Origin of the sequence: Methylobacterium sp. Leaf100, assembly GCF_001422845.1 — a bacterium.
Classification (GTDB): domain Bacteria; phylum Pseudomonadota; class Alphaproteobacteria; order Rhizobiales; family Beijerinckiaceae; genus Methylobacterium.
Window position 1 is genome coordinate 246,205 of record NZ_LMMW01000023.1, and the last position, 24,604, is coordinate 270,808.

26 protein-coding genes and 3 tRNA genes are annotated in these 24,604 nt (G+C 69.8%); 25 read left to right on the forward strand and 4 right to left on the reverse strand.

Annotation, left to right across the window (positions count from 1 at the left end; all coding sequences use genetic code 11):
- Position 1 precedes the first annotated feature (1 nt).
- Together ASF25_RS13820 and ASF25_RS13825 are read right to left on the reverse strand one after the other, a co-directional pair.
- Positions 2-1,426: a HAMP domain-containing sensor histidine kinase gene (locus ASF25_RS13820; protein WP_082502700.1), complete on the reverse strand. Its 1,425-nt coding sequence runs from the start codon at positions 1,424-1,426 to the stop codon at positions 2-4.
- Positions 1,426-2,094, reverse strand: a complete 669-nt coding sequence (locus tag ASF25_RS13825; protein WP_056170840.1) for a response regulator transcription factor — start codon at positions 2,092-2,094, stop codon at positions 1,426-1,428. Before ASF25_RS13825 ends, ASF25_RS13820 begins: the two co-directional genes overlap by 1 nt.
- Positions 2,095-2,249: 155 nt before the next feature.
- Here ASF25_RS13825 and ASF25_RS13830 point away from each other — a divergent pair, with 155 nt between their 5' ends.
- The 11 genes from ASF25_RS13830 to ASF25_RS13880 all read left to right on the forward strand — a co-directional run bounded on the left by ASF25_RS13830 (position 2,250) and on the right by ASF25_RS13880 (position 10,386).
- Entirely contained in the window at positions 2,250-2,903 is a 654-nt protein-coding gene (locus ASF25_RS13830; protein WP_056170841.1) for a hypothetical protein, read from the forward strand.
- A gap of 68 nt (positions 2,904-2,971) precedes the next feature.
- Complete coding sequence (locus ASF25_RS13835) at positions 2,972-3,322, forward strand: hypothetical protein (protein WP_056305221.1); 351 nt, start codon at positions 2,972-2,974, stop codon at positions 3,320-3,322.
- Between the two features lie 177 nt (positions 3,323-3,499).
- Positions 3,500-3,913 carry a histidine kinase gene (locus ASF25_RS13840; RefSeq protein ID WP_056305224.1) on the forward strand — a complete coding sequence of 138 codons (414 nt, stop codon included), beginning with the start codon at positions 3,500-3,502 and terminating at the stop codon, positions 3,911-3,913.
- A 224-nt stretch (positions 3,914-4,137) separates the two neighbouring features.
- The gene (locus tag ASF25_RS13845) at positions 4,138-5,055 is read left to right on the forward strand and encodes a branched-chain amino acid ABC transporter permease (RefSeq protein ID WP_056170850.1); all 918 of its coding nucleotides are present in this window, start codon (positions 4,138-4,140) and stop codon (positions 5,053-5,055) included.
- A 73-nt stretch (positions 5,056-5,128) separates the two neighbouring features.
- The gene (gene livM, locus ASF25_RS13850; RefSeq protein WP_056305285.1) at positions 5,129-6,433 is read left to right on the forward strand and encodes a high-affinity branched-chain amino acid ABC transporter permease LivM; all 1,305 of its coding nucleotides are present in this window, start codon (positions 5,129-5,131) and stop codon (positions 6,431-6,433) included.
- Positions 6,430-7,350: an ABC transporter ATP-binding protein gene (locus tag ASF25_RS13855; RefSeq protein ID WP_082502702.1), complete on the forward strand. Its 921-nt coding sequence runs from the start codon at positions 6,430-6,432 to the stop codon at positions 7,348-7,350. The genes livM and ASF25_RS13855 overlap by 4 nt, the downstream gene beginning before the upstream one ends.
- A complete protein-coding gene (locus tag ASF25_RS13860) occupies positions 7,347-8,129 on the forward strand; it encodes an ABC transporter ATP-binding protein (protein WP_056170852.1) in 783 nt (260 codons plus the stop codon). The genes ASF25_RS13855 and ASF25_RS13860 overlap by 4 nt, the downstream gene beginning before the upstream one ends.
- Positions 8,129-8,488 carry a DUF6867 family protein gene (locus ASF25_RS13865; protein WP_056261316.1) on the forward strand — a complete coding sequence of 120 codons (360 nt, stop codon included), beginning with the start codon at positions 8,129-8,131 and terminating at the stop codon, positions 8,486-8,488. The genes ASF25_RS13860 and ASF25_RS13865 overlap by 1 nt, the downstream gene beginning before the upstream one ends.
- A 69-nt stretch (positions 8,489-8,557) precedes the next feature.
- Positions 8,558-9,682: a branched-chain amino acid ABC transporter substrate-binding protein gene (locus tag ASF25_RS13870; RefSeq protein ID WP_156368972.1), complete on the forward strand. Its 1,125-nt coding sequence runs from the start codon at positions 8,558-8,560 to the stop codon at positions 9,680-9,682.
- 51 nt (positions 9,683-9,733) lie between these two features.
- On the forward strand, positions 9,734-9,967 hold the full coding sequence (locus tag ASF25_RS13875) for a hypothetical protein (protein ID WP_056305226.1): 234 nt from the start codon (positions 9,734-9,736) through the stop codon (positions 9,965-9,967).
- A gap of 215 nt (positions 9,968-10,182) precedes the next feature.
- Positions 10,183-10,386 carry a hypothetical protein gene (locus ASF25_RS13880; protein ID WP_056095218.1) on the forward strand — a complete coding sequence of 68 codons (204 nt, stop codon included), beginning with the start codon at positions 10,183-10,185 and terminating at the stop codon, positions 10,384-10,386.
- 268 nt (positions 10,387-10,654) lie between these two features.
- On the opposite strand, the gene ASF25_RS13885 is transcribed toward ASF25_RS13880, so the two are convergent.
- Positions 10,655-10,730 (reverse strand) — tRNA-Asn (locus tag ASF25_RS13885).
- A 164-nt stretch (positions 10,731-10,894) separates the two neighbouring features.
- Positions 10,895-10,970, reverse strand: a tRNA-Asn gene (locus ASF25_RS13890).
- A 306-nt stretch (positions 10,971-11,276) separates the two neighbouring features.
- On the opposite strand from ASF25_RS13890, the gene ASF25_RS13895 reads away from it, so the two are divergent.
- The 14 genes from ASF25_RS13895 to ASF25_RS13960 all read left to right on the forward strand — a co-directional run bounded on the left by ASF25_RS13895 (position 11,277) and on the right by ASF25_RS13960 (position 24,464).
- Positions 11,277-11,350, forward strand: a tRNA-Cys gene (locus tag ASF25_RS13895).
- 206 nt (positions 11,351-11,556) lie between these two features.
- Positions 11,557-12,216 (forward strand): protein-L-isoaspartate O-methyltransferase, encoded by a 660-nt coding sequence (locus ASF25_RS13900; RefSeq protein ID WP_056170857.1) that lies wholly within the window; start codon positions 11,557-11,559, stop codon positions 12,214-12,216.
- Positions 12,217-12,443: 227 nt separating this feature from the next.
- Positions 12,444-13,838, forward strand: coding sequence for a TolC family outer membrane protein (locus tag ASF25_RS13905; protein WP_056170859.1), 1,395 nt, complete (start codon positions 12,444-12,446; stop codon positions 13,836-13,838).
- A 294-nt stretch (positions 13,839-14,132) separates the two neighbouring features.
- On the forward strand, positions 14,133-14,762 hold the full coding sequence (locus ASF25_RS13910) for a DUF2497 domain-containing protein (protein ID WP_200927301.1): 630 nt from the start codon (positions 14,133-14,135) through the stop codon (positions 14,760-14,762).
- A 111-nt stretch (positions 14,763-14,873) separates the two neighbouring features.
- A complete protein-coding gene (locus ASF25_RS13915; protein WP_056305230.1) occupies positions 14,874-17,615 on the forward strand; it encodes a valine--tRNA ligase in 2,742 nt (913 codons plus the stop codon).
- Between the two features lie 38 nt (positions 17,616-17,653).
- Positions 17,654-18,328 (forward strand): DUF2459 domain-containing protein, encoded by a 675-nt coding sequence (locus ASF25_RS13920; RefSeq protein WP_056261604.1) that lies wholly within the window; start codon positions 17,654-17,656, stop codon positions 18,326-18,328.
- 106 nt (positions 18,329-18,434) lie between these two features.
- Positions 18,435-19,985, forward strand: coding sequence for a Do family serine endopeptidase (locus ASF25_RS13925; protein WP_056305232.1), 1,551 nt, complete (start codon positions 18,435-18,437; stop codon positions 19,983-19,985).
- A 203-nt stretch (positions 19,986-20,188) separates the two neighbouring features.
- Complete coding sequence (locus ASF25_RS13930; protein WP_056305234.1) at positions 20,189-21,484, forward strand: aminotransferase class I/II-fold pyridoxal phosphate-dependent enzyme; 1,296 nt, start codon at positions 20,189-20,191, stop codon at positions 21,482-21,484.
- A gap of 62 nt (positions 21,485-21,546) precedes the next feature.
- The gene (locus ASF25_RS13935; protein WP_056305236.1) at positions 21,547-21,990 is read left to right on the forward strand and encodes a hypothetical protein; all 444 of its coding nucleotides are present in this window, start codon (positions 21,547-21,549) and stop codon (positions 21,988-21,990) included.
- Between the two features lie 54 nt (positions 21,991-22,044).
- Positions 22,045-22,317, forward strand: coding sequence for a BrnT family toxin (locus tag ASF25_RS13940; protein WP_056261300.1), 273 nt, complete (start codon positions 22,045-22,047; stop codon positions 22,315-22,317).
- Positions 22,304-22,630: a BrnA antitoxin family protein gene (locus ASF25_RS13945; protein ID WP_056170876.1), complete on the forward strand. Its 327-nt coding sequence runs from the start codon at positions 22,304-22,306 to the stop codon at positions 22,628-22,630. The genes ASF25_RS13940 and ASF25_RS13945 overlap by 14 nt, the downstream gene beginning before the upstream one ends.
- A 41-nt stretch (positions 22,631-22,671) precedes the next feature.
- Entirely contained in the window at positions 22,672-23,157 is a 486-nt protein-coding gene (locus ASF25_RS13950) for a hypothetical protein (RefSeq protein WP_056170921.1), read from the forward strand.
- A 9-nt stretch (positions 23,158-23,166) separates the two neighbouring features.
- Entirely contained in the window at positions 23,167-24,039 is an 873-nt protein-coding gene (kdsA, locus tag ASF25_RS13955) for a 3-deoxy-8-phosphooctulonate synthase (protein WP_056170879.1), read from the forward strand.
- 101 nt (positions 24,040-24,140) lie between these two features.
- Entirely contained in the window at positions 24,141-24,464 is a 324-nt protein-coding gene (locus tag ASF25_RS13960; RefSeq protein WP_056170882.1) for a hypothetical protein, read from the forward strand.
- The last annotated feature ends 140 nt before the right edge of the window (positions 24,465-24,604 follow it).

Genomic DNA, 24,604 nt, shown 5'->3' on the forward strand with positions numbered 1-24,604 from the left:
GTCACACCGGCAGGGTCAGGGCCGCGCGGAGTCCCCCGAGGGCCGAGCGGTCGAGGCGGAGGCCGCCGCCGTAGAGTTCGGCCAATTCCTGGGTGATGGACAGGCCGAAGCCGTTGCCCGGCACGGTCTCGTCGAGGCGCCGCCCGGGCCGGACCGCTTCGGCGGCGGCCTCGGCAGCGAGGCCCGGCCCGTCATCCTCCACGGTGATCACCAGGCCGGATGCGGTGCTGACCGCACCGACGCGCACGTAGCCGCGGCACCATTGGCAGGCGTTGTCGATGAGGTTGCCGAGCATCTCGTCGAGGTCCTGGGCGTCGCAGGCGACGGCCGCGTTGGACGTGTCGGTCACGCCGGCCGGAAGGGTGACGTCGATGACGAGCCCTTTCTCGGCATAGAGCCGCGCGAAGGTGGTGCGCAGATCCGCGACGGGTCCGGCGAGGGGCGTGCGGGCGCGGGTGGCTCCACCGAGGGCCGCCGCACGCGCGCGGCGCAGATGGTGTCGGACCTGGGAATCCATCGAACCGACGAGGCTGGCCAGGGTCCCGTCGGGGTCGCGGGACCGGTCGGACAAGGCGAGGGACAGGGTCGCGAGCGGCGTCTTCAACCCGTGGGCGAGGTTGGCCACATGGGTGCGGGCGCGCTCGAGGTTGACCGCGTTCTGGTCGAGGAGCGCGTTGACCTCCGCCACCAGGGGGCGGATCTCGGCCGGCTGCTTGCCCGGCACGCGGGCGCGGTCCCCGGCACGCACCTCCGCGAGGTCGCGGCGGAGGCGCTCCAGGGGCCTGAGGCCGAGGCGGATCTGCGCGAGGGCTCCGGCCAGAAGACCGACACCGAGGAGGCCCAGGATGAGCGCCAGGGCGCCGGCCGCCTCGCGCAAGGGGCCGCGCAGGGCGGCGGACGGCGCCGAGGCCACGAGGATCGCGGGCGGCACGCCAGGCGCGGGCGGCAGGGTGAGGACGCGCAGGATCAGGCTCTCGCCCCACGGGCCGGTGCCGTCGGCCGGGCGCGGCCGATCCGTGTCGTCCCGCTCGGGGCGTCCCGCCTCGACGGCGAGGTCGCGGCCCTCCAGGGCGCCGGAGCGCAGGACGGTGCCGCCCTGGCGCACCTGCCAGTACCAGCCGGCCCGGTCCCGGTCGAAGGGCGGCCCGTCGAGGTTGCGCGCGAGCCGCAAGCGGTCGCCGGGGCCGCGTTCCAGGCCGGCCGCGAGGGCGACGAGCTGGCTGTCGAGGCGGCTGTCGAGCTGGCCCCGGACGAAGCGGTACAGAACAAGCCCGATGGCGACGCCCGCCACCACGAGGGCGACGGTGACGAGGACCAGGGCGGCGGCGAGCAGCCGGCGCTGAAGCGAACCGAGATGGAACGGCCCGGCCACGCCCTCGGCTTTCGGAGGGGGCGGGGCAGGGGGCTCCGGCTCGCGCGGCGGCATCAGGCCGCCTCGCCCGGCATCAGGCGATACCCGTGGCCGCGCACGCCCTCGATGCGGGCCGGGGCGATCTTGCGGCGCAGGCGGGTGATGATGACCTCGACGGAGTTCGAATCGACGTCGGCGTCGCCGTCATAGACCCGCTCGATGAGCTGGCCGCGCGGCACCACCCCGTCCTTGCGCAGCATCAGGCAGGACAGCACCCGCCATTCGAGGCCCGTGAGTTTCAGGGGCAGGCCGTCGCGCTCGAAGGTGCCGAGCCCTGAATCGTATGTCAGGGGTCCGCAGACGACGCGGTTCGCCCCGTGCGCGGTGGCGCGCCGCACCAGGGCGCGCAGGCGGATCACGAGTTCCTCGACCCGGAACGGCTTGACCAGGAAATCGTCGGCCCCGGCCTTGAAGCCCGCCACCTTGTCGCTCCAGCCGTCGCGCGCCGTGAGGATGAGCACCGGGACCGTCCGACCGGCCCCGCGCCAGGCCTGGAGCACCCCGATCCCGTCGCGCTTGGGCAGGCCGAGGTCGAGCACCACGGCGTCGTAGGTCTCGGTCTCGCCGAGGTGCTGGCCGTCCTCGCCGTTCACGGCGTGGTCGAGGGCGAAGTTCTCCGCCCGCAACGCCTTGGCGATCTCGGCGGCCAGCGGCGCGTCGTCCTCCACAAGCAGGATCTTCATCGGGCGTAGAATCCGTGGGCGGCGGCGGATGGGAAGGGGCGGGCTACGCCGTTGGGTTTAACCGGGGCTGAACCGCGCGGTTCAGATCGGATTGGCGGGGCTTCCCTAGAACGGCGTCAACCCGAAAGGGCAACGCCGACAGGAACACCGACACCATGAATACCGACACCATCGACCGGACCGCCACCGACCTGACCCCGAAGAAGGCCAAGCGTTCCAGGAAGCGTACCCTCGTGGCCGGCGCCATCGCCGCCCCCCTCGCCTTCGGCGCCGTCGGCCTGTCGCTGGCGCAGAACAACACCGCGACCCTCACGCCGGTGGAGCCCGTCGCGGTCTCGGACTTGAAGCCCTCCGCCGCCATCGCCGCGAAGGGGACCGTCGCCGAGATCTACGGCAACAAGTTCGTGGTGCAGGACGGCACCGGGAAGGCCCTGGTGGAGACGGGCAAGCGCGGCGAGGGCGGCACCCTGGTGACGACCGGCGAGGCCGTCACCGTCCAGGGCCGGTTCGAGAACGGCTTCCTCCATGCCGCGCTGATCACCCGCGCCGACGGCACCAAGGTCGTGGTCGGCCCCGCCGGCGGCCCGCCCCCCGGCACCCTCGACTGGGCCAAGGACAAGATGGGCCTCGGCCCGAGGGCCGATGTGCCCGCCCTGACGGCCCAGGTGGAGGCCGCCGGCTATTCCGACATCCGCGTCACGGGCCGGGGGCCACGCCACCTCGACGTCGCGGCCAAGGGCGCGGATGGCCGCGAGCGCCACCTCCATGTCGGCTTCGACGGTCAGGTGCGCGAGAAGCGCGTCTTCTGAACCCCGGCCTTCCGATCCGCGTTCCTAGCCTCGGTGCCTCACGGGCACCCTCACCGAGAGTTCCACCCATGACCAAGACCCTCGCCTTGCTGAGCGCGGCTGCGATCCTGTGCGCGTCCGCCGCCGTGGCCCAGCCCGCCCCGCCGCCGCCCGGTGGTCCGAAAACCGGTCCCGAAGCCGGCGCGCCGCCGCCTCCACCGCCCCATGGCGGCCCGCGCGGCCCCCGTGGCGGCCCCGACGCCCCGCCTCCGCCGCCGAAGGCCGCGCAGTTCCGCCTGGAGCGGGGCGACACCGCCCTCGACGTGAAATGCGCCGCCGACGAACCGATGAAGGCCTGCGCCGAGATTGCCCTGCAGATGCTCGACAAGCTCGCGGCGATGCCGGCACCGGCCGGTCCCGCTCCGAAACCCCGCGACTGACCGGGCGCGGGACGGGCGGCCCACCGCGCCGCCCGTCCCGAGGGTCGCCGAACCGGCAGGATTCTACCGGTTCACCCCGGGGCGGGGGTTGAAATATTGCACTGCGGCATGAAATAGATTTTCGACCGTTCGCCCGTGATGAAGTGGCAATGGCGATTGCCCGAGAGAGGTTCTTCCATGTCCAAACTGTTCCGTCTGACCGCCGCCCTCGGCGCCGTGGCACTCACGCTCCCCCTGACGTTGCCGGCCTCGGCGAAGGAGCCGAGCGCGCAGAAGGTGCTCTCGATGGTCGACACCGACAACGACGGCACGGTCGATCTCAAGGAAGTCCAGGCCGTGGCCGCCGCGCGGTTCGACAAGCTGGAAGCCGACAAGGACGGCACCCTCGACGCCAAGGAGCTCAAGGGCCGCGTCAGCAAGAAGGCCCTGAAGGCCGCCGATCCGGACAGCGACGGCACCCTCGACAAGACCGAGTACCTCGCCCTCGTGGAAGCCCGCTTCAAGGCTGCCGATCCGGACAACGACGGCACCCTCGACGCCAAGGAACTGAAGACCCCGGCCGGCAAGGCCCTGGTCTCCCTCCTGAAGTAAGCCTCCACCGCGAGCGGCTCTCGCGTCTCACTGCGAGGACGGCCCGGCACCCCTGTGCCGGGCCGTTCGTGTTTCAGGAGCCGGCGACCGTGCACGGAGGATGGGCACCGAGGATTGACCGTTGCCCCCCGTTCGGAACATGCCAAGCTGGCACGTCATTCGCGAGGCCTGTCCGCTCAAGCTGATCGGTCCCGCGATGGCGCCCGGTTCTGGAAAAGGCGCCCATGGAATTCTTCGCCCAGCAGTTCATCAACGGGCTGACCCTCGGGTCGATCTACGGTCTGATCGCGCTCGGCTACACCATGGTGTTCGGCATCATCGGCATGGTGAACTTCGCCCATGGCGACGTGTTCATGCTGTCGTCCTTCATCGCGCTGATCTTCTTCCTCATCCTCACGACCTGGCTCGGGCTGACCTCCGTCGCCCTCGTCTTCCTGATCGTGCTGATCCTCGCCATGGTGCTGACCGCCCTGTGGGGCTGGGCCATCGAGCGGGCGGCCTACAGACCGTTGCGCGGCTCGTTCCGCCTGGCGCCGCTGATCTCCGCCATCGGCGTGTCGATCTTCCTGTCGAACTTCGTCCAGGTGGTGCAGGGCGCCCGCAACAAGCCGGTACCGCCCCTCGTGCGCGACGTGATCGTCCTCTACGAGAACGCGCAATACACCGTGACCCTGTCCTACAAGCAGGCGATCATCATGACGACGACGGCGCTCCTGCTCGCCGGCTTCTGGTACCTCGTCCAGCGCACCTCCTTCGGCCGGGCCCAGCGCGCCTGCGAGCAGGACCGGCGCATGGCGGCCCTGCTCGGCATCAACGTCGACCGCACCATCTCGCTGACCTTCGTGCTCGGCGCCGCACTCGCCGCCGTCGCCGGCACCCTCTACCTCCTGTATTACGGCGTGGTCTCCTTCTCGGACGGGTTCGTGCCCGGCGTGAAGGCGTTCACGGCGGCCGTGCTCGGCGGCATCGGCTCCCTGCCGGGCGCCGTCCTCGGCGGCCTGATCATCGGCCTCATCGAGACGTTCTGGTCGGCCTACTTCTCCATCGAGTACAAGGACGTCGCCGCGTTCCTGATCCTGATCGTGGTGCTCATCTTTAAGCCGTCCGGCATCCTCGGGCGCCCCGAAGTGGAGAAGGTCTAGCGTGGCTCAAGGTACGACGATCGGCCGGGTGGCCCCGACCGTGGCGCGCCGCTCCGGCGCCGCCTTGCCCGAAATGATCAAGGATGCCGCGCTCTTTGCCCTGGTGACCCTGGGCCTCGCCATCCCGGTGGTGGCCTACCGCACGGATCTCGGCCAGGGCACCGGCCTCGAACTCACCGGCCGCTGGGGCCTCGTCGCCGGCCTGTGCGCGGCGGTGTTCGTCCTGCGGCTCGCCCAGCGCCTCATGCTCGGCGAGGTTTCGCGCCGCCGCGATATCCGGACGCTGGCGGAGGCGGAGTCCACGGCCCCCGCCCGCGTCGCGCGTCCCGGCCGGATCATCGGGCCCCTCACCCTCGTGGTCGCCGTCACCCTGCCGCTGCTCGCCGCCCTCGGGTCGGGCGGCCTGTCGGAGGGGCGCTACTGGATCGATCTCGGCATCCTCATCCTCACCTACGTGATGCTCGGCTGGGGCCTCAACATCGTGGTGGGCCTCGCCGGCCTCCTCGACCTCGGCTACGTCGCCTTCTACGCCGTCGGTGCCTATTCCTATGCCCTGCTCTCGACGGTGTTCGGCCTGTCGTTCTGGGTCTGCCTGCCGCTGGCCGGCCTGTTCGCGGCGGGTTTCGGCGTGCTGCTGGGCTTTCCCGTCCTGCGCCTGCGCGGCGATTACCTCGCCATCGTCACCCTGGCCTTCGGGGAGATCATCCGCCTCGTGCTCATCAACTGGGTCGACTTCTCGGGCGGGTCCGCCGGCCTGTCGTCGATCCCGCGGGCGAGCTTCTTCGGGATTCCGTTCACGGCCGGGGAGGGCGGGTTCGCCAACGTCTTCGGCCTCGCCTTCAACCCGATGCACCGGGTGGTCTTCCTCTATTACCTCATCCTAGTGCTCGCGCTCATCACCAACCTCGTCACCCTGCGGATGCGCCGGCTGCCGCTCGGCCGTGCCTGGGAGGCGCTCCGCGAGGACGAGATCGCCTGCCGGTCGCTCGGCATCGACACCACCATCACCAAGCTCTCGGCCTTCGCCCTGGGCGCCATGTTCGCCGGGTTCGCCGGCTCGTTCTTCGCCGTGCGGCAGGGGTTCGTCTCGCCGGAAAGCTTCAACTTCCTCGAGAGCGCCATCATCCTCGCCATCGTCGTGCTCGGCGGCATGGGCAGCCAGCTCGGGGTGGCCGTCGCCGCCATCGCCATGGTGGGGGCGCCCGAATTGCTGCGCAACCTCGGCTTCCTCAAGGCGGTGTTCGGCGAGGGCTTCGACCCCAACGAGTACCGCCTGCTGCTGTTCGGCCTCGCCATGGTGGCGATGATGGTCTGGCGTCCGCGTGGCCTCATCTCCGAGCGCACGCCCTCCGTGCGCCTGGGAGCGCGCGCCCGATGAGCGACGCCACCGGTCTCACCCGCCTCGCCACCCTGAAGGACGAGCCCCCGGCCGCCGTTCCCGGGGGCCCGGCCGATCCGATCCTCGTGGTCGATCACCTCACCATGCGCTTCGGCGGCCTCACCGCCGTCGGCGACGTCTCGTTCAAGGTCGGGCGCGGCGACATCACGGCCCTCATCGGCCCGAACGGCGCCGGCAAGACCACGGTCTTCAACTGCATCACGGGCTTCTACAAACCCACCGAAGGGATGATCCGGCTGCGTCAGTCGGGCGGCGAGACCTACCTGCTGGAGCGCCTGCCCGGCCACGACGTCAATCGCCTCGCCCGCGTCGCCCGCACCTTCCAGAACATCCGCCTGTTCCCGCAGATGACCGTGCTGGAGAACCTGCTGGTCGCCATGCACAAGCCCCTGATGAAGGCCTCCGCCTTCAGCCTGGCGGGCATCCTCGGCCTGCCGAGCTACCGCAGGGCGCAAGAGGAAGCGATCGCGAAGGCCGCTGCCTGGATCGAACGCATCGGCCTCACCCGCCGGGCCGACGAGCCGGCCGGCGACCTGCCCTACGGAGATCAGCGCCGCCTCGAGATCGCCCGGGCCATGTGCACGGACCCGGTCCTGCTCTGCCTCGACGAGCCGGCCGCCGGCCTGAACCCGCGGGAATCGGCGGACCTCAACACTCTGCTGCGCCTCATCCGCGACGAGTTCGGCACTTCGGTGCTCCTCATCGAGCACGACATGTCGGTGGTGATGCAGATCTCCGACCGGATCGTGGTGCTCGATTACGGCATCAAGATCGCCGACGGCACGCCCGACGCGATCCGCAACGACACGCGGGTCATCGCCGCCTATCTCGGCGTCGACGACGAGGAAGTCGCCGCCGTCGAGGCCGAAGTCGGCCTTGCAGGAACCCATGCATGAGCGTCGCCGGCATCAACGTCCTCGTGGACGAGACCCGCGCCCAGGCGGCGGAAGCGAAGGCGCCGCTGCTCAGCGTGCGCGGCGTGTCGGCCTATTACGGCAGCATCCGCGCCCTGAAAGGCGTCGACATCGACGTGAACGAGGGTGAGATCGTCGCCCTCATCGGCGCCAACGGGGCCGGCAAATCCACCCTGATGATGACGATCTTCGGCCAGCCCCAGGCGCGCGAGGGCACCATCACCTTCGCGGGTCAGGACATCACGAAGCTGCCGACCCACGAGATCGCGCGCCTCAACCTCGCCCAGTCGCCGGAGGGCCGGCGCATCTTCTCGCGCATGACGGTCCGCGAGAACCTGCAGATGGGCGCGGCCGTCAACGGCGGAAAGCATTTCGCGGAAGATCTCGAGCGGATGTGCACCCTATTCCCGCGGCTTAAGGAGCGCATCGACCAGCGCGGCGGCACCATGTCGGGCGGCGAGCAGCAGATGCTCGCCATCGCCCGTGCCCTCATGAGCCGGCCGCGCCTGCTCATGCTCGACGAGCCGTCGCTCGGCCTCGCCCCCCTGGTGGTCAAGCAGATCTTCTCCACCGTGCGCGAACTGAACCGCACGGAGGGTCTGACCGTGTTCATCGTCGAACAGAACGCCTACCATGCGCTCAAGCTGGCGCATCGCGGCTACGTCATGGTCACGGGCACCGTCACCATGAGCGGGACGGGCCAAGCGCTCCTCGACGATCCGCAGGTGAAGGCCGCCTACCTCGAAGGGGGACAGCATTGATGCCGGAGACCTTCGCGCTGACCGGCGCGACATTGGGCATCTTCCTCCTCGTCACCGTGGCGATGGGGGGCTCGGCCGCCTGGATGACCGGGAGTGGCATGGCACGCGGCTGGCGCCCGTTCTGGCACTGCGCCCTCGCGCTCCTGCTGATCGCGGCCGTGACGCGGTTCCTGCATTACGCCCTGTTCGAGGGGACGCTCCTGTCCGCGCCGGCCTACGCCGTCGATGCCGTGTTCGCGCTCGCCGTTGGGGCCTTCGCCTATCGCTTCACCCGCGCGGGTCAGATGACCCGGCAATACGCCTGGCTCTACGAGCGCACCGGCCCGTTGAGCTGGCGCGACCGGCCGGCCGCGCCGTGACCTGAATTCCACGCGATCGTGCCGTCACGGGATGCCGGGCGGTACGACGCTTCGAGAGGGGAAACCAGCATGAAGTCAGTGTTGTCAGTGGGCGTCGCTCTGGGCCTCATGGTCGCGGCGACGGCGGCGCATGCGGAGATCAAGATCGGCGTGGTCGTCCCCGTCACCGGGCCGAACGCCGCCTTCGGCGCGCAGATCAAGACCGGGGCGCAACAGGCCATCGCCGACATCAACAAGGCCGGCGGCGTCAACGGCGAGAAGCTCGTGATGACGGTGGGCGACGACGCCTCCGATCCGAAGCAGGGCGTGTCGGTGGCCAACAAGTTCGCCTCCGAGGGCGTGAAGGCCGTGGTCGGCGCGTTCAATTCCGGCGTCTCGATCCCGGTCTCGGACGTGCTCGCCGAATCCGGCATCATCGAGATCAGCCCGGCCTCGACGGCGATCAAGTACACCGAGCGTGGCAATTGGAACACGTTCCGCACCTGCGGCCGCGACGACCAGCAGGGCGCGGTGGCGGGCGCCTACCTCGCGGACAAGTTCAAGGGCAAGAAGATCGCGTTCGTGCACGACAAGACGCCCTACGGCCGGGGCCTCGCCGACGAGACTCTGAAGGCGTTGAAGGCCAAGGGCGGCACCAACGTGATCTTCGAGGGCATCAACCCCGGCGAGAAGGACTTCTCGTCCCTCGTGTCGAAGCTCAAGCAGGCGGGCATCGACGTGATCTATTTCGGCGGCCTCTACACCGAGGCCGGCCTGCTGATCCGCCAGATGCGCGACCAGGGCCTCGCCGCCCCGCTCATGGGCGGCGACGGCATCGCCGACCGCGAGTTCGCGCAGGTCGGCGGCCCCGGCTCCGACGGCACCCTGATGACGTTCTCGCCCGACGCCCGCAAGAACCCGAAATCCAAGGCGACCGTGGACGCCTTCAAGGCGATCAACTTCGATCCCGAGGGCTACACCCTCTACTCCTACGCCGCCGTCCAGATCCTGAAGCAGGCCATGGAGATCGCGAAATCCTCCGACGGCCAGAAGGTCGCGGCCGTCCTGCACCAGGGCAAGCCGTTCGACACGGTGATCGGCGACATCGCCTACGACAAGAAGGGCGACATCACCCGGCCGGACTACGTCATGTACGTCTGGAAGAAGGGCGCCGACGGTTCGATCAACTACGCCGGTAACGAAGTGGCCCAGTAAGGTCCCGCGGCGTCGGCCCCCCGGGCCGGCGCCGGCATCGAGGAACAGATCATGGGAACGCCGAGGGACCTCAAGGTCCAGATGGCGGCCGAGACCCGGGCGCGCGAACGGGTACAGGCCCTGGCCAAGCTGGAGACGACCCGGGCCGACAGGGCGGAGGCCGCCCTGGCCGAAGCTCTGGCCGAGCGCGACGCCTGGCGTGCCCGGGCCTTGGCCGCACGGACGTCCGACGACGCCCGAATCACCGACGTGCGATCGTCAGCCGAACAGCCCCCGTCCGACTGAAGACCGCATCCGCCGGGATCGACCTTCCGGGAGACGATCACGCCCGACCGACCGCGAATCACCTGGGAGCGCGGTCGCAGAACCCGCGCCGTGCATCGCCGGGGCGGGTGAAAACGCCTGTCTCGGCGTGAGAAAATGCACCGAAGGGCCGTTTATCGATTTCTTGAACGCTCCGGTGTCTGGCGACCGGCGCTCCCGCATGGCATAGTGCGCAGATGAGCGAGACAACCATCAACACCCATCCCTACACTCTCGAGATCGTGCCGCCGAAGGCGGAAGGCGCGCCTTACCAGTGGGCCATTCGCAAGAACGGCAAGCTGGTGCAGCGGTCCGACCGCAGCCTGCCCACCGAGGCCAAGGCCTACGGCAACGGCATGGAGCAGATCGAGAAGCTCCTTTCGGGAGCCGGCGACCGGTAGGTCCAACCGACCGACATCGCCACCCACCTCCTTCGACGCCGCGGACCCCAGGGTCTGCGGCGTTTTTCATGAGATCATCGATGGCTCGGCAGGGTGGGTGGCAGGACACAGCCGCACGCAGCCCGGCTCCGCGTCACGGCGGAACCCCGGAGGGGCCATTTCGGGCGGCCCGGCCGGACAGGCGAGCATGGGGATGGCGGGGTGTGTCAGTCTCGGCACTCGGCGCCCCCAGGCACTTGGCCCGAGACACCCGGCATGGACGAAGGATTGGCTCCCCGAGCAGGACTCGAACCTGCGACAAAGCGATTAACAGTCGCTTGCTCTACCAACTGAGCTATCGGGGATCACCGCCACGGCTCCGCGCGAACCCGATGGGATGCGCAAGAGAGCGGCATGACCACCTGGATCGCGCCAAGGATTGCGCCGACCCAGGATGAAACGAAGGTCCGGAGGACCATGATCCTAACCTTGCACCACGAAGGCACAGCGCAAGATCGAGAGAAGAATTTGGCTCCCCGAGCAGGACTCGAACCTGCGACAAAGCGATTAACAGTCGCTTGCTCTACCAACTGAGCTATCGGGGACCGCGATCGGGTCTCTACACAGGGCCGCCGCCGGACGCAAGGCCCCGGGGACCGGCGTTTGACAAATCCGTCGCATTTCCCGAGCGCCACCCGCCTCGGCCGGACCGGATCGCGAGCGCCGGCTTGGAAGGGCCGGATTCACCACATCGGCCCGCCCGCGCGACTTCCCATAGGTGGACCGGGGAAACATGGATTGGCCGGCGAAACACCGTTGCCGATCGGCCCACCCCTCTGCTAGAGACCGCTCACCCCGGACGGACCGCCCGGCCGGGGGCGCCGCCCCGCTCGTTCGGGGCAGAGCGGGAAGGCCTCGTGGCGGAGTGGTTACGCAGAGGACTGCAAATCCTTGCACCCCGGTTCGATTCCGGGCGAGGCCTCCAAATCCTTCCCATTTCCCATCCCTTTCCGTCGCTGTCCCCGATATTTTCGCACGGGGACCGGCGAACGCGCGCCGGCGTGCCGGAACCTTGCGTTTTCAACGCCCATCCCCGACAACCCGCGGGCTTCGCGCGTCACCGAACGGCCTCCCACGAGAGGGGGTCCGGACCGGACGCCGGAACCGCCGTCGAAGGAAGAGACCGCATTCATGCTCGATTACGCGCAGGCGCGACGCCTCATGGTCGATTGTCAGTTGCGGACCTTCGACGTGAACAGCGTCCCCGTCCTCGACGCGTTCGAGGACGTGGCGCGCGAGCGGTTCGTCCCGCCCGGACGCGAGGACTTCGCCTATATCGACCAGACCCTGACCCTCGACGGCGGCGGTGGCGACGTTCGCGCGATGCCGGCTCCGATGCTGCTCGCCCGGATGATCCAGGCCCTGGACCTCAAGGCAGGCGCGAAGGCGCTCGATGTCGGCACCGGCTACGGCTACGCGGCCGCAATCCTGCACCACCTCGGTGCCGAGGTGGTCGCCCTCGAATCCTCCGCCACCCTGGCGGCCGGTGCGCGTGAGCGCCTCGGCGGTCTCGCGGGTACCGAGCTCGTCGAAGCCCCGCTGGAGGCCGGTGCTCCGGCGAGCGGGCCGTATGACGGGATCCTCGTCAACGGTCGCGTCGAGGTGCGGCCGCAGGCGCTCCTGGAACAGCTGAAGGAGGGCGGACGCCTCGTCTGCGTCATCGGGCAACCGCGCGCCGCCAAGGCGACGCTGTTCGTCCGGACCGGCGACGCCTATGGCGCCCGCCCGCTCTTCGACGCGACGCTTCCGGTGCTCGGTCCCTTCGCGGCCGCGAACGACTTCGCCTTCTAGGACGCGTCGCGCCGCCTTCCTTCCGGGGCGACCACGCCCCGTCGACGACCGGCCGGTGTCGCTTTTTTGTGGCACTGCCGTCCATTCAACACCCGGCCAGTCCCCACCCCGATGCCCGCGACGCCAAGTTCGGCTAGACTTGCCCATGGGCGGGCAACCCGGATTGCGCGAATGCGCGGCGCCGCAGGATAGCGGCCGACCGGTTCATCGTGAAACCGCAAGGGCTGATGAACGTGAGAGAACGGAAACCAGCGATGCGCCATGGGCTTCGATGCGCTGGCATCGTCGCAGTGACGCTGGCGGTAGGGCATCCGGCCAAGGCCGAGACGCTGGAGAGCGCGCTGTCGCGCGCCTATGCGGCGAACCCGACCCTGAACTCGAACCGCGCCGCCTTGCGTGGCGTCGACGAGAACGTCGCGCAGGCGAAATCCGGCTATCGCCCGACGGTGAGCGGATCGGCCGATATCGGTCTCGCTCGGACCGAGGGACGGGTCCAGACACTGGACATCAACAACGTGACACGGCCGGGCGGCGCATCCCTGACCGTCAACCAGACGCTGTTCAACGGATTTCAGACGGACAACCAGACCCGCCGGGCGGAATCGAACGTGCTCAGCACGCGCGAAACCCTGCGCGCCGTCGAGATGAACACCCTGTTCAGCGCGGCGCAGGCCTACATGTTCGTGCTCAGCGACACGGCGAACCTCGAACTTCGCCGCAACAACGTCGAGGTCTTGGAAGAGCAGCTGCGCCAGACCCGCGACCGCTTCAACGTCGGCGAGGTCACCCGCACCGACGTCGCCCAGGCCGAGGCGCGCCTCGCCGGCGCCCGCTCCGAAGTCAGCGGCGCCGAGGCGACCCTGCGCGCCAGCATCGGCACCTACCGCCGCTTCATCGGCGTCGAGCCGCGCCAGCTCGCCCCCGGCCGCCCCCTCGATCGCTACGTTCCGGCCAATCTCGACGCCGCCGTGACGATCGGCCTGAAAGAGCACCCCCAGATCCTGGCATCGATGCATGCGGTCGACGTGGCCGAGGCCAGCGTCAAGGTGCTCGAAGGCCAGCTCTACCCCACGGCGGGCCTGTCCGGCACGGTCCAGCAGCGCTTCGACAGCCAGTTCCCCGGCGACCGCAGCCTCAACGCCCAGATCGTCGGCCGCATCTCCGTGCCACTCTACGAGGGTGGCCTGACCTATTCGCAGATCCGCCAGGCCAAGGAGCTCGTGGGCCAGCGCCGGATCGAGGTCGAGGACGTCCGCGACCAGATCCGCTCGGCCATCGTCACCTCCTGGGGCCGGCTCGAAGCCTCCAAGGCCCAGGTCATCGCCTCGCAGGCGCAGGTGCAGGCCAACGAGGTCGCCCTCAATGGCGTACGCGAGGAAGCCCGCGTCGGTCAGCGCACAACTCTCGACGTGCTGAACGCCCAGCAGGAACTGCTCAACTCTCGCGTCAACCTCATCCTGGCCCAGCGCGACCGGGTGGTGAACTCCTACGGCGTGGTCCAGACCATCGGCCGCCTCACCGTGCGCTTCACCGCCCTCCCTGTGGCGGCCTACAGCCCCAAGGAGCATTTCGACCAGGTCAAGGATCTATGGTTCGGCGTCCGCACCCCCGATGGGCGCTGATCGGGCGTCCGGTCTTAGGGGATCCGGCGCTGCACCGATGCAGTCCGGTTTAACCTAGATTGGTTAACCGACCGTTGCTCGGGCCGTCGCGTGGGTCTCCCGCGGGGGCGTGCGCTTCGGAAGGGGCGGCGCCGGGCGATCCCGGGGGTCGCCCTCCGGCCACACGGGCCAGGGGAATCGCGGCGGCGGACTTTATCCCGTACCCCGTTCCGCCGGGCGCTTGTGTCGGGATGGGAGCGTGAAATAGTGGCGGATAGCGTGAACCGTTATCCTTGAGAGCCGAGCGTCGTCCGGATGAGTGCAGCCAGCCCCAAGGTGCCGGACAAGGCGCAGGAACCCTCAATGGAGGAGATCCTCGCCTCCATCCGCCGGATCATCGCCGACGACCAGAACGCCAAGGCCGAGGTGGTGGAGCCCGTGCGCGCCGCTCCGCCGCTCCCTGAGAACGACGATATTCTCGACCTCGCCGAGGTGGCGCAGCCCGTCCGCAAGGCCCCGGCGCCCGCGACCTTCGAGGAGCCCGATATCGGGTTCACCAACGAAACCCTCGATTTCGACGCGATCTCGTTCGACGACGATCCCGAGCCGGAGCCCGAACCGGTTCGCATGGCCGCCCCGGAGCCGCCGCGTCCGGTGCCGCAGCCGGCCTACGAAGCGCCCCGCACGGAGTATCGCGAGCCGCAGCCGGCGTATCGCGAGCCCGAGGCGGCCGAGCGCCTGACCTCGTCGGTGACCGATGCCAGCGTCGGCCAGGCGTTCCACATGCTGGCCAATACGGTACTGTCCAACAATCCCCGCACCCTGGAAGACCTCGTGCAGGACATGCTCCGGCCGATGCTGAAGGGCTGGCTCGACGAGAACCTGCCGCCCCTGGTCGAGCGCCTCGTGCGGGCCGAGATCGAGCGCGTCGCACGCGGGCGTTGAGGGATCGCGGGCGGGGAATATCCGCCCTCGTGTTGACGCGGCGGGCCTGACGGGTTGAAAGCGGGCCAACCCGCATAGACCCGCAATGCTCGAACTGGCCCGACCTCGCCCATGATGGACAAGACCTTCGACCCCGCCGCCGTCGAGGCGCGCGTCAGTGCCGCGTGGGAGGCGGGCGACGCGTTCAAGGCCGGCCGGCCCGACCGGGCGGACGCCCGGCCCTTCACCATCGTGATCCCGCCGCCGAACGTCACCGGCAGCCTTCACATGGGCCACGCCCTCAACAACACCCTGCAGGACATTCTGGCCCGGTTCGAGCGCATGCGCGGCCGCGACGTCCTGTGGCAGCCCGGCACCGACCACGCCGGCATCGCCACCCAGATGGTGGTGGAACGCCGGATGATGGAGGCGAAGGAGCCGGGCCGGCGCGAGATCGGCCGCGCCGCCTTCGTCGAGAAGGTCTGGGCCTGGAAGGCGGAATCCGGCGGAGCCATCGTCAATCAGCTGAAGCGGCTCGGCGCCTCCTGCGACTGGTCGCGCGAGCGCTTCACCATGGGGCTGAACGGCGCCCCCGACGACCAGATGGTCCGGGCGGTCACCAAGACCTTCGTGGATCTCCACGCCCAGGGCCTGATCTACCGCGACAAGCGCCTCGTGAACTGGGACCCGAAGTTCCAGACGGCGATCTCGGACCTCGAAGTGCTTCAGGTCGAGGTGAAGGGCCATCTCTGGCACTTCGACTACCCCCTGGTGGATGCGGACGGCGCCGAGACCGGCGAGGTCATCACGGTGGCGACCACCCGCCCCGAGACCATGCTGGGCGACACGGCGGTGGCGGTCCACCCGGAGGACGAGCGCTACACCCACCTCGTCGGCCGGCACGTGCGCCTGCCCCTGGTCGGGCGCCTCATCCCCATTGTCGCCGACACCTATTCCGACCCGGAGAAGGGCACGGGCGCGGTCAAGATCACCCCGGCCCACGACTTCAACGATTTCGAGGTCGGCCGCCGCGCCGGCTGCACGCCCATCAACATCCTCGACGCGGAAGCCCGGATCAGCCTCGAGGGCAACGCCGCCTTCCTGGCCGGCGCGACTCCGGAGCCCGAGGCCCTCGCCCTGCACGGTCTCGACCGGTTCGCGGCGCGCAAGCAGGTCGTCGCCCTCATGGAGGCGCGCGAGCGGCTGCGCCTCGTCGAGTCCAACACCCACGCCGTGCCCCATGGCGACCGCTCCAACGTGGTCATCGAGCCCTACCTCACGGACCAGTGGTACGTGAACGTGAAGCCGCTCGCCGAACGCGCCCTCCAGGCCGTGCGCGACGGCCAGACCCGGTTCGTGCCCGACAACTACGAGAAGACGTTCTTCCAGTGGCTGGAGAACATCGAGCCGTGGTGCATCTCGCGCCAGTTGTGGTGGGGGCACCAGATTCCGGTCTGGTACGACGAGGAGGGCGGATTCTTCGTCGCCGCGAGCGAGGCCGAGGCGCAAGCTCAGGCCGATGCGAAGCACGGCCGGCCGGTCGCCTTGACCCGCGACGAGGACGTCCTCGACACGTGGTTCTCCTCCGCCCTGTGGCCGTTCTCGACGCTCGGCTGGCCCGACGCCACGCCCGAACTCGCGCGCCACTACCCCACCGACACCCTGGTGACGGGCAAGGACATCATCTTCTTCTGGGTCGCCCGGATGATGATGCTGGGCTTGCACGTCACCGACCGGGTGCCGTTCTCCACGGTCTACCTCCACACCCTGGTCCGCGACGCTGCCGGCGCCAAGATGTCGAAGTCGAAGGGCAACGTCGTCGATCCCCTCGGTCTCATCGAGCTCTACGGCGCCGATGCCCTGCGCTTCACCCTCGCGGCCATGGCGGCGCAGGGGCGCGACATCAAGCTCGCGGTGAACCGCGTCGAGGGCTATCGCAACTTCGCGACCAAACTCTGGAACGCGTCGCGCTTCGCCGAGATCAACGGCTGCACCCTGCGCGCCGATTACCGCCCCGAAACCGCCACCGATTCCCTGAACCGCTGGGCGCTCGGCGAGGCGGCCCGGGCCGTGGCCGAGGTCACGACGGCGCTGGACGCCTACCGCTTCAACGACGCGGCGGCGGCGGCCTACCGCTTCGTGTGGAACATCTTCTGCGATTGGTACGTGGAGTTGGCGAAGCCCGTGTTGCAGGGCGAAAACGTCGATGCGGGCGTGCGGGCGGAGACGCAAGGAACCGTCGCCTTCCTCATCGATCAGATCGCCAAGCTGCTTCACCCGTTCATGCCGTTCCTCACGGAGGAATTGTGGGGGATCAAGGGTGAGGACGTCCCGGACCGGGGGCTCCTCGCCCTGGCATCCTGGCCCGATCTCGCCGCCCTGAACGACGCCGCGTCCGAGACCGAGGTCGGCTGGCTCGTGGACCTCGTCTCCGAGATCCGTTCGGCCCGCTCGGAGACCGGCGTGCCGGCGGGCGCGCAGATCCCCCTCGTGGTGATCGGCGCCGACGACGCCCTGAGGGCCCGCGCCACCCGCTGGAGCGACACCCTCCTGCGCCTCGCCCGCCTGTCCGAGATCGGTTTCGCGGATGCGGCCCCGCGCAATGCGGTGCAGCTCCTCGTGCGCGGCTCCGTGGCGGCCCTGCCGCTGGAGGGCATCGTCGATCTCGGGGCCGAGGTCGCGCGGCTCACGAAGGAAGCCGCCAAGGCCGCGACGGAGATCGAGAAGATCGACGCCAAGCTCGCCAACGCCGATTTCATGGCCCGCGCGCCCGACGAGATCGTGGACGAGCAGCACGAGCGCCGCGCCGCCCAGGCCTCCCGCCTGGAGAAGATCACCGAGGCCCTGACCCGGCTCACCGACCAGACCCCGTGACCCGACGCAGGCTGGCTTTCGGGTTCGCCGGCCTGCTCATGCTCCTCGGGCTCGCGGTGGTTCTCACGGCGAGCCCCGGCGACCCGGTGCTCTATCCCGCGACGGGAAGCGACGCCCGGACCCTCTATCTCGTCAATCACGGCTGGCATTCCGGCCTCGTGATCCCGCGCGAGGCCCTGACGGGGGAGGGCGCCGGCCCGGCCCTGAACGCCATCGCCCTGCGATTCCAGGCCTATCCGGACCTCGAATTCGGTTGGGGCGAGGCCCGCTTCTACCGCACGACGCCGACGCTCGCCGAGTTCGACGCCCGCCTCGCCCTGGAGGCCCTGTTCACCCCCGGCGGTCGCGCCGGCGTGGTGCAGGTGGTCGGCCTTGAGCGGACCGCGCGGGCGAGCTTTCCGCTCTCCGACCTCGTGGCCGTGCGGGTCTCCGGCGCCGGACTGGCGCGGCTCCTCGCGCGCCTCGACGCGAGTTTTCGCCTCGTCGACGGGCATCCCGTCGCCGGCGGCCCGGGACTCTACGGGCCGAGCCTGTTCTACGAGGGGGAGGGGCGCTTCTCCTACGCCAATGTCTGCAACCATTGGGCGGCCCGGCTCCTCAATGCGGCGGGCGTGCCGGTCACGCTCCTGCTCGACACCCACCCGCAGGGGCTTCTCCTCGACCTGCGCTGGCGCGCCGGACTGAGGCCCGAGCCGAACCTGTCCAAACCGTAATGTCGCCGCCACGGCGGGGTCACCCGGCCGGCCCTACACCCTGGATCACGGCCCGCCGCTCCCCACGGGGAATGTGTGGCGGCGCCCCCCGATCCGGAGATCTCTGATGCCCGTCCAGCCGAACCGCCTGCGCCGCAACGCCCTCGCCTCCGTCGCCGTGGCCGCCCTCGTGGCGACGGGCGCCGTCGGCGTCGTCACCCAGCCCGTGACCCCGGTCCAGGCCCAGGCCCTTTCGAAGAACCCCATCGAGACGCCGGACCACCCGCCGGGCTCCTTCGCCACCGTCGTCGACAAGGTGAAGCCCGGCGTCGTCGCCGTGAAGGTGAAGCTCGACGACAGCGCGACCTCGGACGACGAGGACGGCCCGGGCAACCAGGGCCAGCAGAACGTGCCGCCGCAGCTGCGCGAGTTCTTCAAGCGCTTCGGCCAGGGCGGTCCCGGCGGGCAGGGTGGGCAGGGTGGCCCCGGCTTCGGCGGCCAGGGTCCCAAGCGCCAGGGTCAGCGCGGCGCCATGGGCTCGGGCTTCATCATCTCGGCCGACGGCTACGTGGTCACCAACAACCACGTGGTCGACAAGGCCAAGAGCGTGCAGGTGACCCTCGACGACAACCGCACCCTCGACGCCAAGGTGATCGGCAAGGACCCGAAGACCGATCTGGCGCTCCTCAAGATCACCGAGGGCGGCCCCTTTCCGTACGTCTCGCTCAGCAAGTCGGCGCCGCGCGTCGGTGACTGGGTGGTGGCCATCGGCAATCCGTTCGGCCTCGGCGGGACCGTGACCGCCGGCATCGTCTCGGCCCGCGGCCGCGACATCGGCGCCGGGCCGTACGACGACTTCCTGCAGATCGACGCCCCCATCAACAAGGGCAATTCGGGCGGCCCGACCTTCAACGTCGGTGGCGAAGTGGTGGGCGTGAACACCGCCATCGCGTCGCCCTCCGGCGGCAGCGTCGGCCTTGCCTTCGCGATTCCCGCCGAGACCGTGCAGGCGGTGGTCGATCAGCTCCGGGCCGACGGCAAGGTGGCGCGCGGCTACCTCGGCGTGCAGGTCCAGCCGGTGACGAAGGACATCGCCGACGGCCTCGGCCTCGACAAGGCCAAGGGCGCACTGGTCGACCATGCCGAGGCCGGAACCCCCGCCGCCAAGGCGGGGCTCAAGTCCGGCGACGTCATCGAATCGGTCAACGGCACCCCGGTCAACGACGCCAAGGAACTGTCCCGCCGCATCGCCGGCTTGAAGCCCGGCGCCAAGGTCGAACTCGCCTACCTCCGGGGCGGCAAGTCCGACACCGCCACGGTGGAGCTCGGGGCGCTTCCGAACGACCCGAAATCGGCCACGGGCGGCGGTCGCGGTGGATCGTCGTCGGACGGTCAGCCCCGCCTCGGTCTCAGCCTCGCCCCGGCCTCCGAGGTCGGCGCCGGCGACGAGGGCGTGGCGGTGATGGAGGTCGATCCCGAAGGCCCGGCCGCGGCCAAGGGCATCGAGCAGGGCGACATCATCCTCGATGTCGCCGGTACCAGCGTCTCCCGGCCCTCCGAGGTCGCCGAGCGCATCCGCTCCGCCGAATCGAGCGGCCGCAAGGCGGTCCTCATGCGGGTGAAGAGTTCCAAGGGCACCACCCGCTTCGTCGCCGTCGCCCTCAACAAGGCCGGCTGATCCGCTCCGGGCGGCCGACCGGCCGCCCGTCCCTCACGCCTCCCTCCTCGACTCGAAGCCGGCCCCGCGTGGCCGGCTTCCTTTTGTCCGGAGCGCAGGGCAGGGCGTCGAGGAACGCGTTCCCGCCAGGGTGACGCGCGCCCCGCGAGCGGTCATGGTGCATCCCGTTTGATTGCAGCACCCCAACCATCCGGAACCGACCCATGACCACCATCGCCGATCGGAATCCTGCCGATCTCGCGGACCTGCACGCCCGCGCCCGCGACGCCTACGCGGCGTTCAAGGCCCGGGGACTGAAGCTCGACATGACCCGGGGCAAGCCCTCGCCCGAGCAGCTCGACCTCGCCGCCGGCATGCTCGGCCTCGCCGGCAACGGCGACTACGTCACGCAAGCCGGCGAGGATGCGCGCAATTACGGCGGCCAACAGGGCATCGCCGAGGTCCGTGCCCTGTTCACCCACCTCCTCGACGCACCGGCCGATGGGATCGTGGTCGGCGACAATTCGAGCCTCGCGATGATGCACGACAGCATCGCCTGGGCCCTGCTCACGGGCGTGCCCGGGTCCGTGAAGCCCTGGTCGAAGGAGAGCGACATCGCCTTCCTGTGTCCGGTGCCGGGCTACGACCGGCACTTCGCCCTGTGCGAGGCCTACGGCATCCGCATGATCCCCGTGCCGATGACGGGCCACGGCCCCGACATGGACGTGGTCGAGGCCGCCGTCGCCGACCCCGCCGTGCGTGGCATGTGGTGCGTGCCGAAATACTCCAATCCCTCGGGCGAGACCTATTCCGACGAGACCGTCCGGCGCCTCGCCGCCATGAAGACCGCCGCCCCCGATTTCCGCCTGTTCTGGGACAACGCCTACGCGGTCCACCACCTGACCCCCGAGCGCGTGGCCGTCGCCGACATCCTCAGCCTGTGCGCCGAGGCCGGGAACCCGGACCGCGCCTTCGTCTTCGCCTCGACCTCGAAGATCACCCTGGCCGGCGCCGGCCTCGCCTTCTTCGCGGGCTCGCCCGAGAACGTGCGCTGGTACCTCGCCCGCGCGTCGAAGCGCACCATCGGGCCGGACAAGCTCAACCAGCTCCGCCACGTCCGCTTCCTGCGCGACGCGGCCGGTCTCGACGCCCACATGGACGCGCACCGCGCCCTGCTGGCGCCGAAATTCGCCGCCGTGGAGGAAGCCCTGTCCCGCCACCTCGCCGGCACGGGCGCGGCCCGGTGGACGAAGCCGGAGGGCGGCTACTTCATCACCGTCGAGGCGCGCGACGGCACCGCCACCGAGGTGGTGCGTCTGGCCAAGGAAGCCGGCCTCGCCCTGACCCCGGCCGGCGCGACCTCGCCCTACGGCCGCGATCCGCGCGACAGCGTCCTGCGCCTCGCGCCCTCCTATCCGAGCCTGAAGGACGTCACCGCCGCCGCCGAAGGCATCGCCGTGTGCATCCTTCTTGCATCGGTCGAGGCGGAGCGCCGGGTGCGCGAACGCGACGCCGCGTAGGCTGCCCGACGCGATCTGGAAACCGACGCGCCCCGGGGCGCGTCGGAGACAGGGAGGCGGCGATGGGCGGGATCGCGACACGGACCCTCGGCCTCGCCATCGCCTTGTGGGCGGCGGCCGGCGCGGCCCAGGCCCGGACCTCGTGGGCGTCCGGCACCGCCGTCTATGCCGATCTGTGCCTGACGGTGGATCACGAGCCCGTCGGCCACCGGGTGACCCTGCGCCGCTCGCCGATGGGGGATACGCTGATCTACGAGGCCGCCCTGACGGGCCCCGTCCAGGCGGGGACCGTCCGGGTCGACGCCGCCTCCAAGGCCCTGGCCTTCACGGTGGATTCGGACGGGCACACGCTTCGCTTCACGGGGACGCTCACGGTGGAGGCCCTCACGGGCGTGCTGGAGGATGATACCGGCGCGCGCCCGGTCCGCCTGTCACGCATCCTACGCGCGCACCCCGACGCCGCCTGCCCGGACGAACGGACGGGGTCGCTCGAGGTGGGGCGTTAAGCGTTCGTTTCCCCGCCGTAGACGGTCAGGCAGCTCTCATCGTACAGATGGTCCATGATTGTATGGGATGAGCCGAAGCGCTTGGCGAATCTCGTCAAACACGATCTGGACTTCGCGGATTTCGAGGCCGGTTTTAATTTCGCGACCGCCTTGGAAGTTCCGGCCAAATCCAGCCAGACCGGTCGCCCGCGGAGTAAGCTGATCGGATCGTTCAACGGCCGCATCGTCGTCGCTGCGATCGTATCCCCACTCGGCACGGAGGCCTTGACCCTCATCAGTCTTCGGCCCGCGAGTGCATTGGAAAGGATGTTGTATGGCCGCCACTAAGATCGCGTCCGATTACGTCCCCAATCCGGGCTATTCCCAGGCCGATTGGAACGCGGTCACCGACAACCCAGAATGGACCGCGGACGATTTCCGAACTGCACGTCCGTTCGCCGAGGCGTTCCCGACCCTGGGCGAAAAGCTCCGCCAATCACGTGGTTCCGAGAAGGAGCGCGTCAAGGTTCCGGTGACGATCCGGCTCGATGCCGCCATCATCGACGCGTTCAAGGCGACGGGCGAGGGCTGGCAGACTCGGATGAACGACGTTCTGCGGGACGCCGCCGCCAAACTTGGTCCCGTGGAGACGAAGGGGTGAGCACCTCGCGCAAGCCAACTCGCGCGGTCCATGCCCTTTGGATGACGAGCGGTCTGCTCGTTGCCCTCGCCGGTGGCACGGCCCACGCCGCGGACGCCTGCGACGCCCTCACGGCCAAGGTCATCCGCGCCACGGGCGCGTCCCTCGCCGGGCGCGCCGGGTCCGGCGCGGTGTTCCGAGCGGCCGATGCCGAGCGGATGAGCCTCGCCTGTCGGACGCCGCGCCGGATGGTGTTCGGATCCCAGGCGCGCGAACCCGAACGGCCTTTCTTCGTGCTCGTCGGACGCGCGGCCGAGGCGCTCGCGGGGGCGAAGGCCGAGGCCGTCGAGGTCCTGGCCCTGACGCTCCACCAGGATTCGCTGCTGACGGGCCTGTCGCGCGAGGGCATCGTCGGCAAGGCGGCCTTGCGCTGCGAGACCGGGCCGCGCGACGACACCCTGTCCGGCAGCCTCACGGTCTGCATCGTGACGCCGGCCGCCCCCCTGCGCCGCCGGGCCGGCCTTTTCGCGGAGCGCCGGCCGGGCTAGACCGCTCCCATGTCCGAGATTGCCCCCAATACCGCCGGTTCCGTCGTCCAGGCCGGCCGCGTCGCCTTCGCCAACCACCTGCCCTTCGCCCTCATCGCCGGCCCCTGCCAACTCGAGAGCCGCGACCACGCCGTGGAGATCGCCGATGCCCTCAAGGGCATGACGGACACGCTCGGCATCGGCCTCGTGTTCAAGGCCTCGTTCGACAAGGCCAACCGCACCTCCGGCGGCACTGCCCGGGGCCTCGGCCTCGCGGGCGCCCTGCCGATCTTCGCCGAGATCAAGGAGCGGTTCGGCCTGCCGGTCCTCACGGATGTGCACGAGGCCGGGCAGTGCGCCGTCGCGGCGCAGGTGATCGACGTGCTCCAGATCCCGGCCTTCCTGTGCCGGCAGACCGACCTGCTCCTCGCCGCCGCCGCGACGGGCCGGGTGGTCAACGTGAAGAAGGGCCAGTTCCTCGCCCCCTGGGACATGGCCCACGTCGCCGCCAAGGTGACGGGTGCCGGCAACCCCAACGTCCTGGTGACCGAGCGCGGCGCCTCCTTCGGCTACAACACCCTCGTGTCCGACATGCGCAGCCTGCCGATCATGGCGCGCGTCACCCACGGCGCCCCCGTGGTGTTCGATGCCACCCATTCGGTGCAGCAGCCGGGCGGGCAGGGCGCCACCTCCGGCGGTCAGCGGGAATTCGTATCGGTGCTTGCCCGGGCGGCCGTGGCCGTCGGTGTCGCCGGCCTCTTCATCGAGACGCATCCCGACCCCGATCACGCCCCGTCGGACGGTCCCAACATGGTGGCGTTGAAGGACATGCCCGCACTCCTGGCCGAATTGCAGGCATTCGACCGCCTCGCCAAGGCGATCGACAAATCCCCGCGCGGGTGAATCCCAATCTTCGGGCTTTCGCCGCGAATGGCCGATCGGGGAACCCTCCCGCTTCGAGACCGTTGCTCTTCTCAAGAGATTCAACGTTTCGAGGAGCCTTCATGCGTAAGCTTGCGATGATCACGGCCGTCACCCTTTCCCTCGGCGCCATGGCGGCAACGACGGCGGCCGAGGCACGCCCGGGCGGTCATGGCTACGGCTACGGTCGGGGAGGGTACAATCACGGTGGGTACGGCCATCGCGGTCACGCCTATCGGGGCGGCGGCCGCCGGGGCATCGGTACGGGCGCGGCTGTCGGCCTGGGGATCGCCGGACTCGCGGCGGGTGCCATCGCGGCCGGTGCAGCCCGCGATTCCTACTATCGCGGCGGCTACGACCGTCCGGCCTACGGCTACGGTGCCCCCGCCTACGGTTACGGCTACTGAGGCACCTTTCACGGGTGCGAACGACGGGGCGGTTGGCGCGAGCCGGCCGCCTTTCGCATGCACGGCGAGGGCAGACCACGCAACAGGGGGACGGCCCCGTTCGACCATCGGCGACGATTGCCAAACACACGCCTAGATTG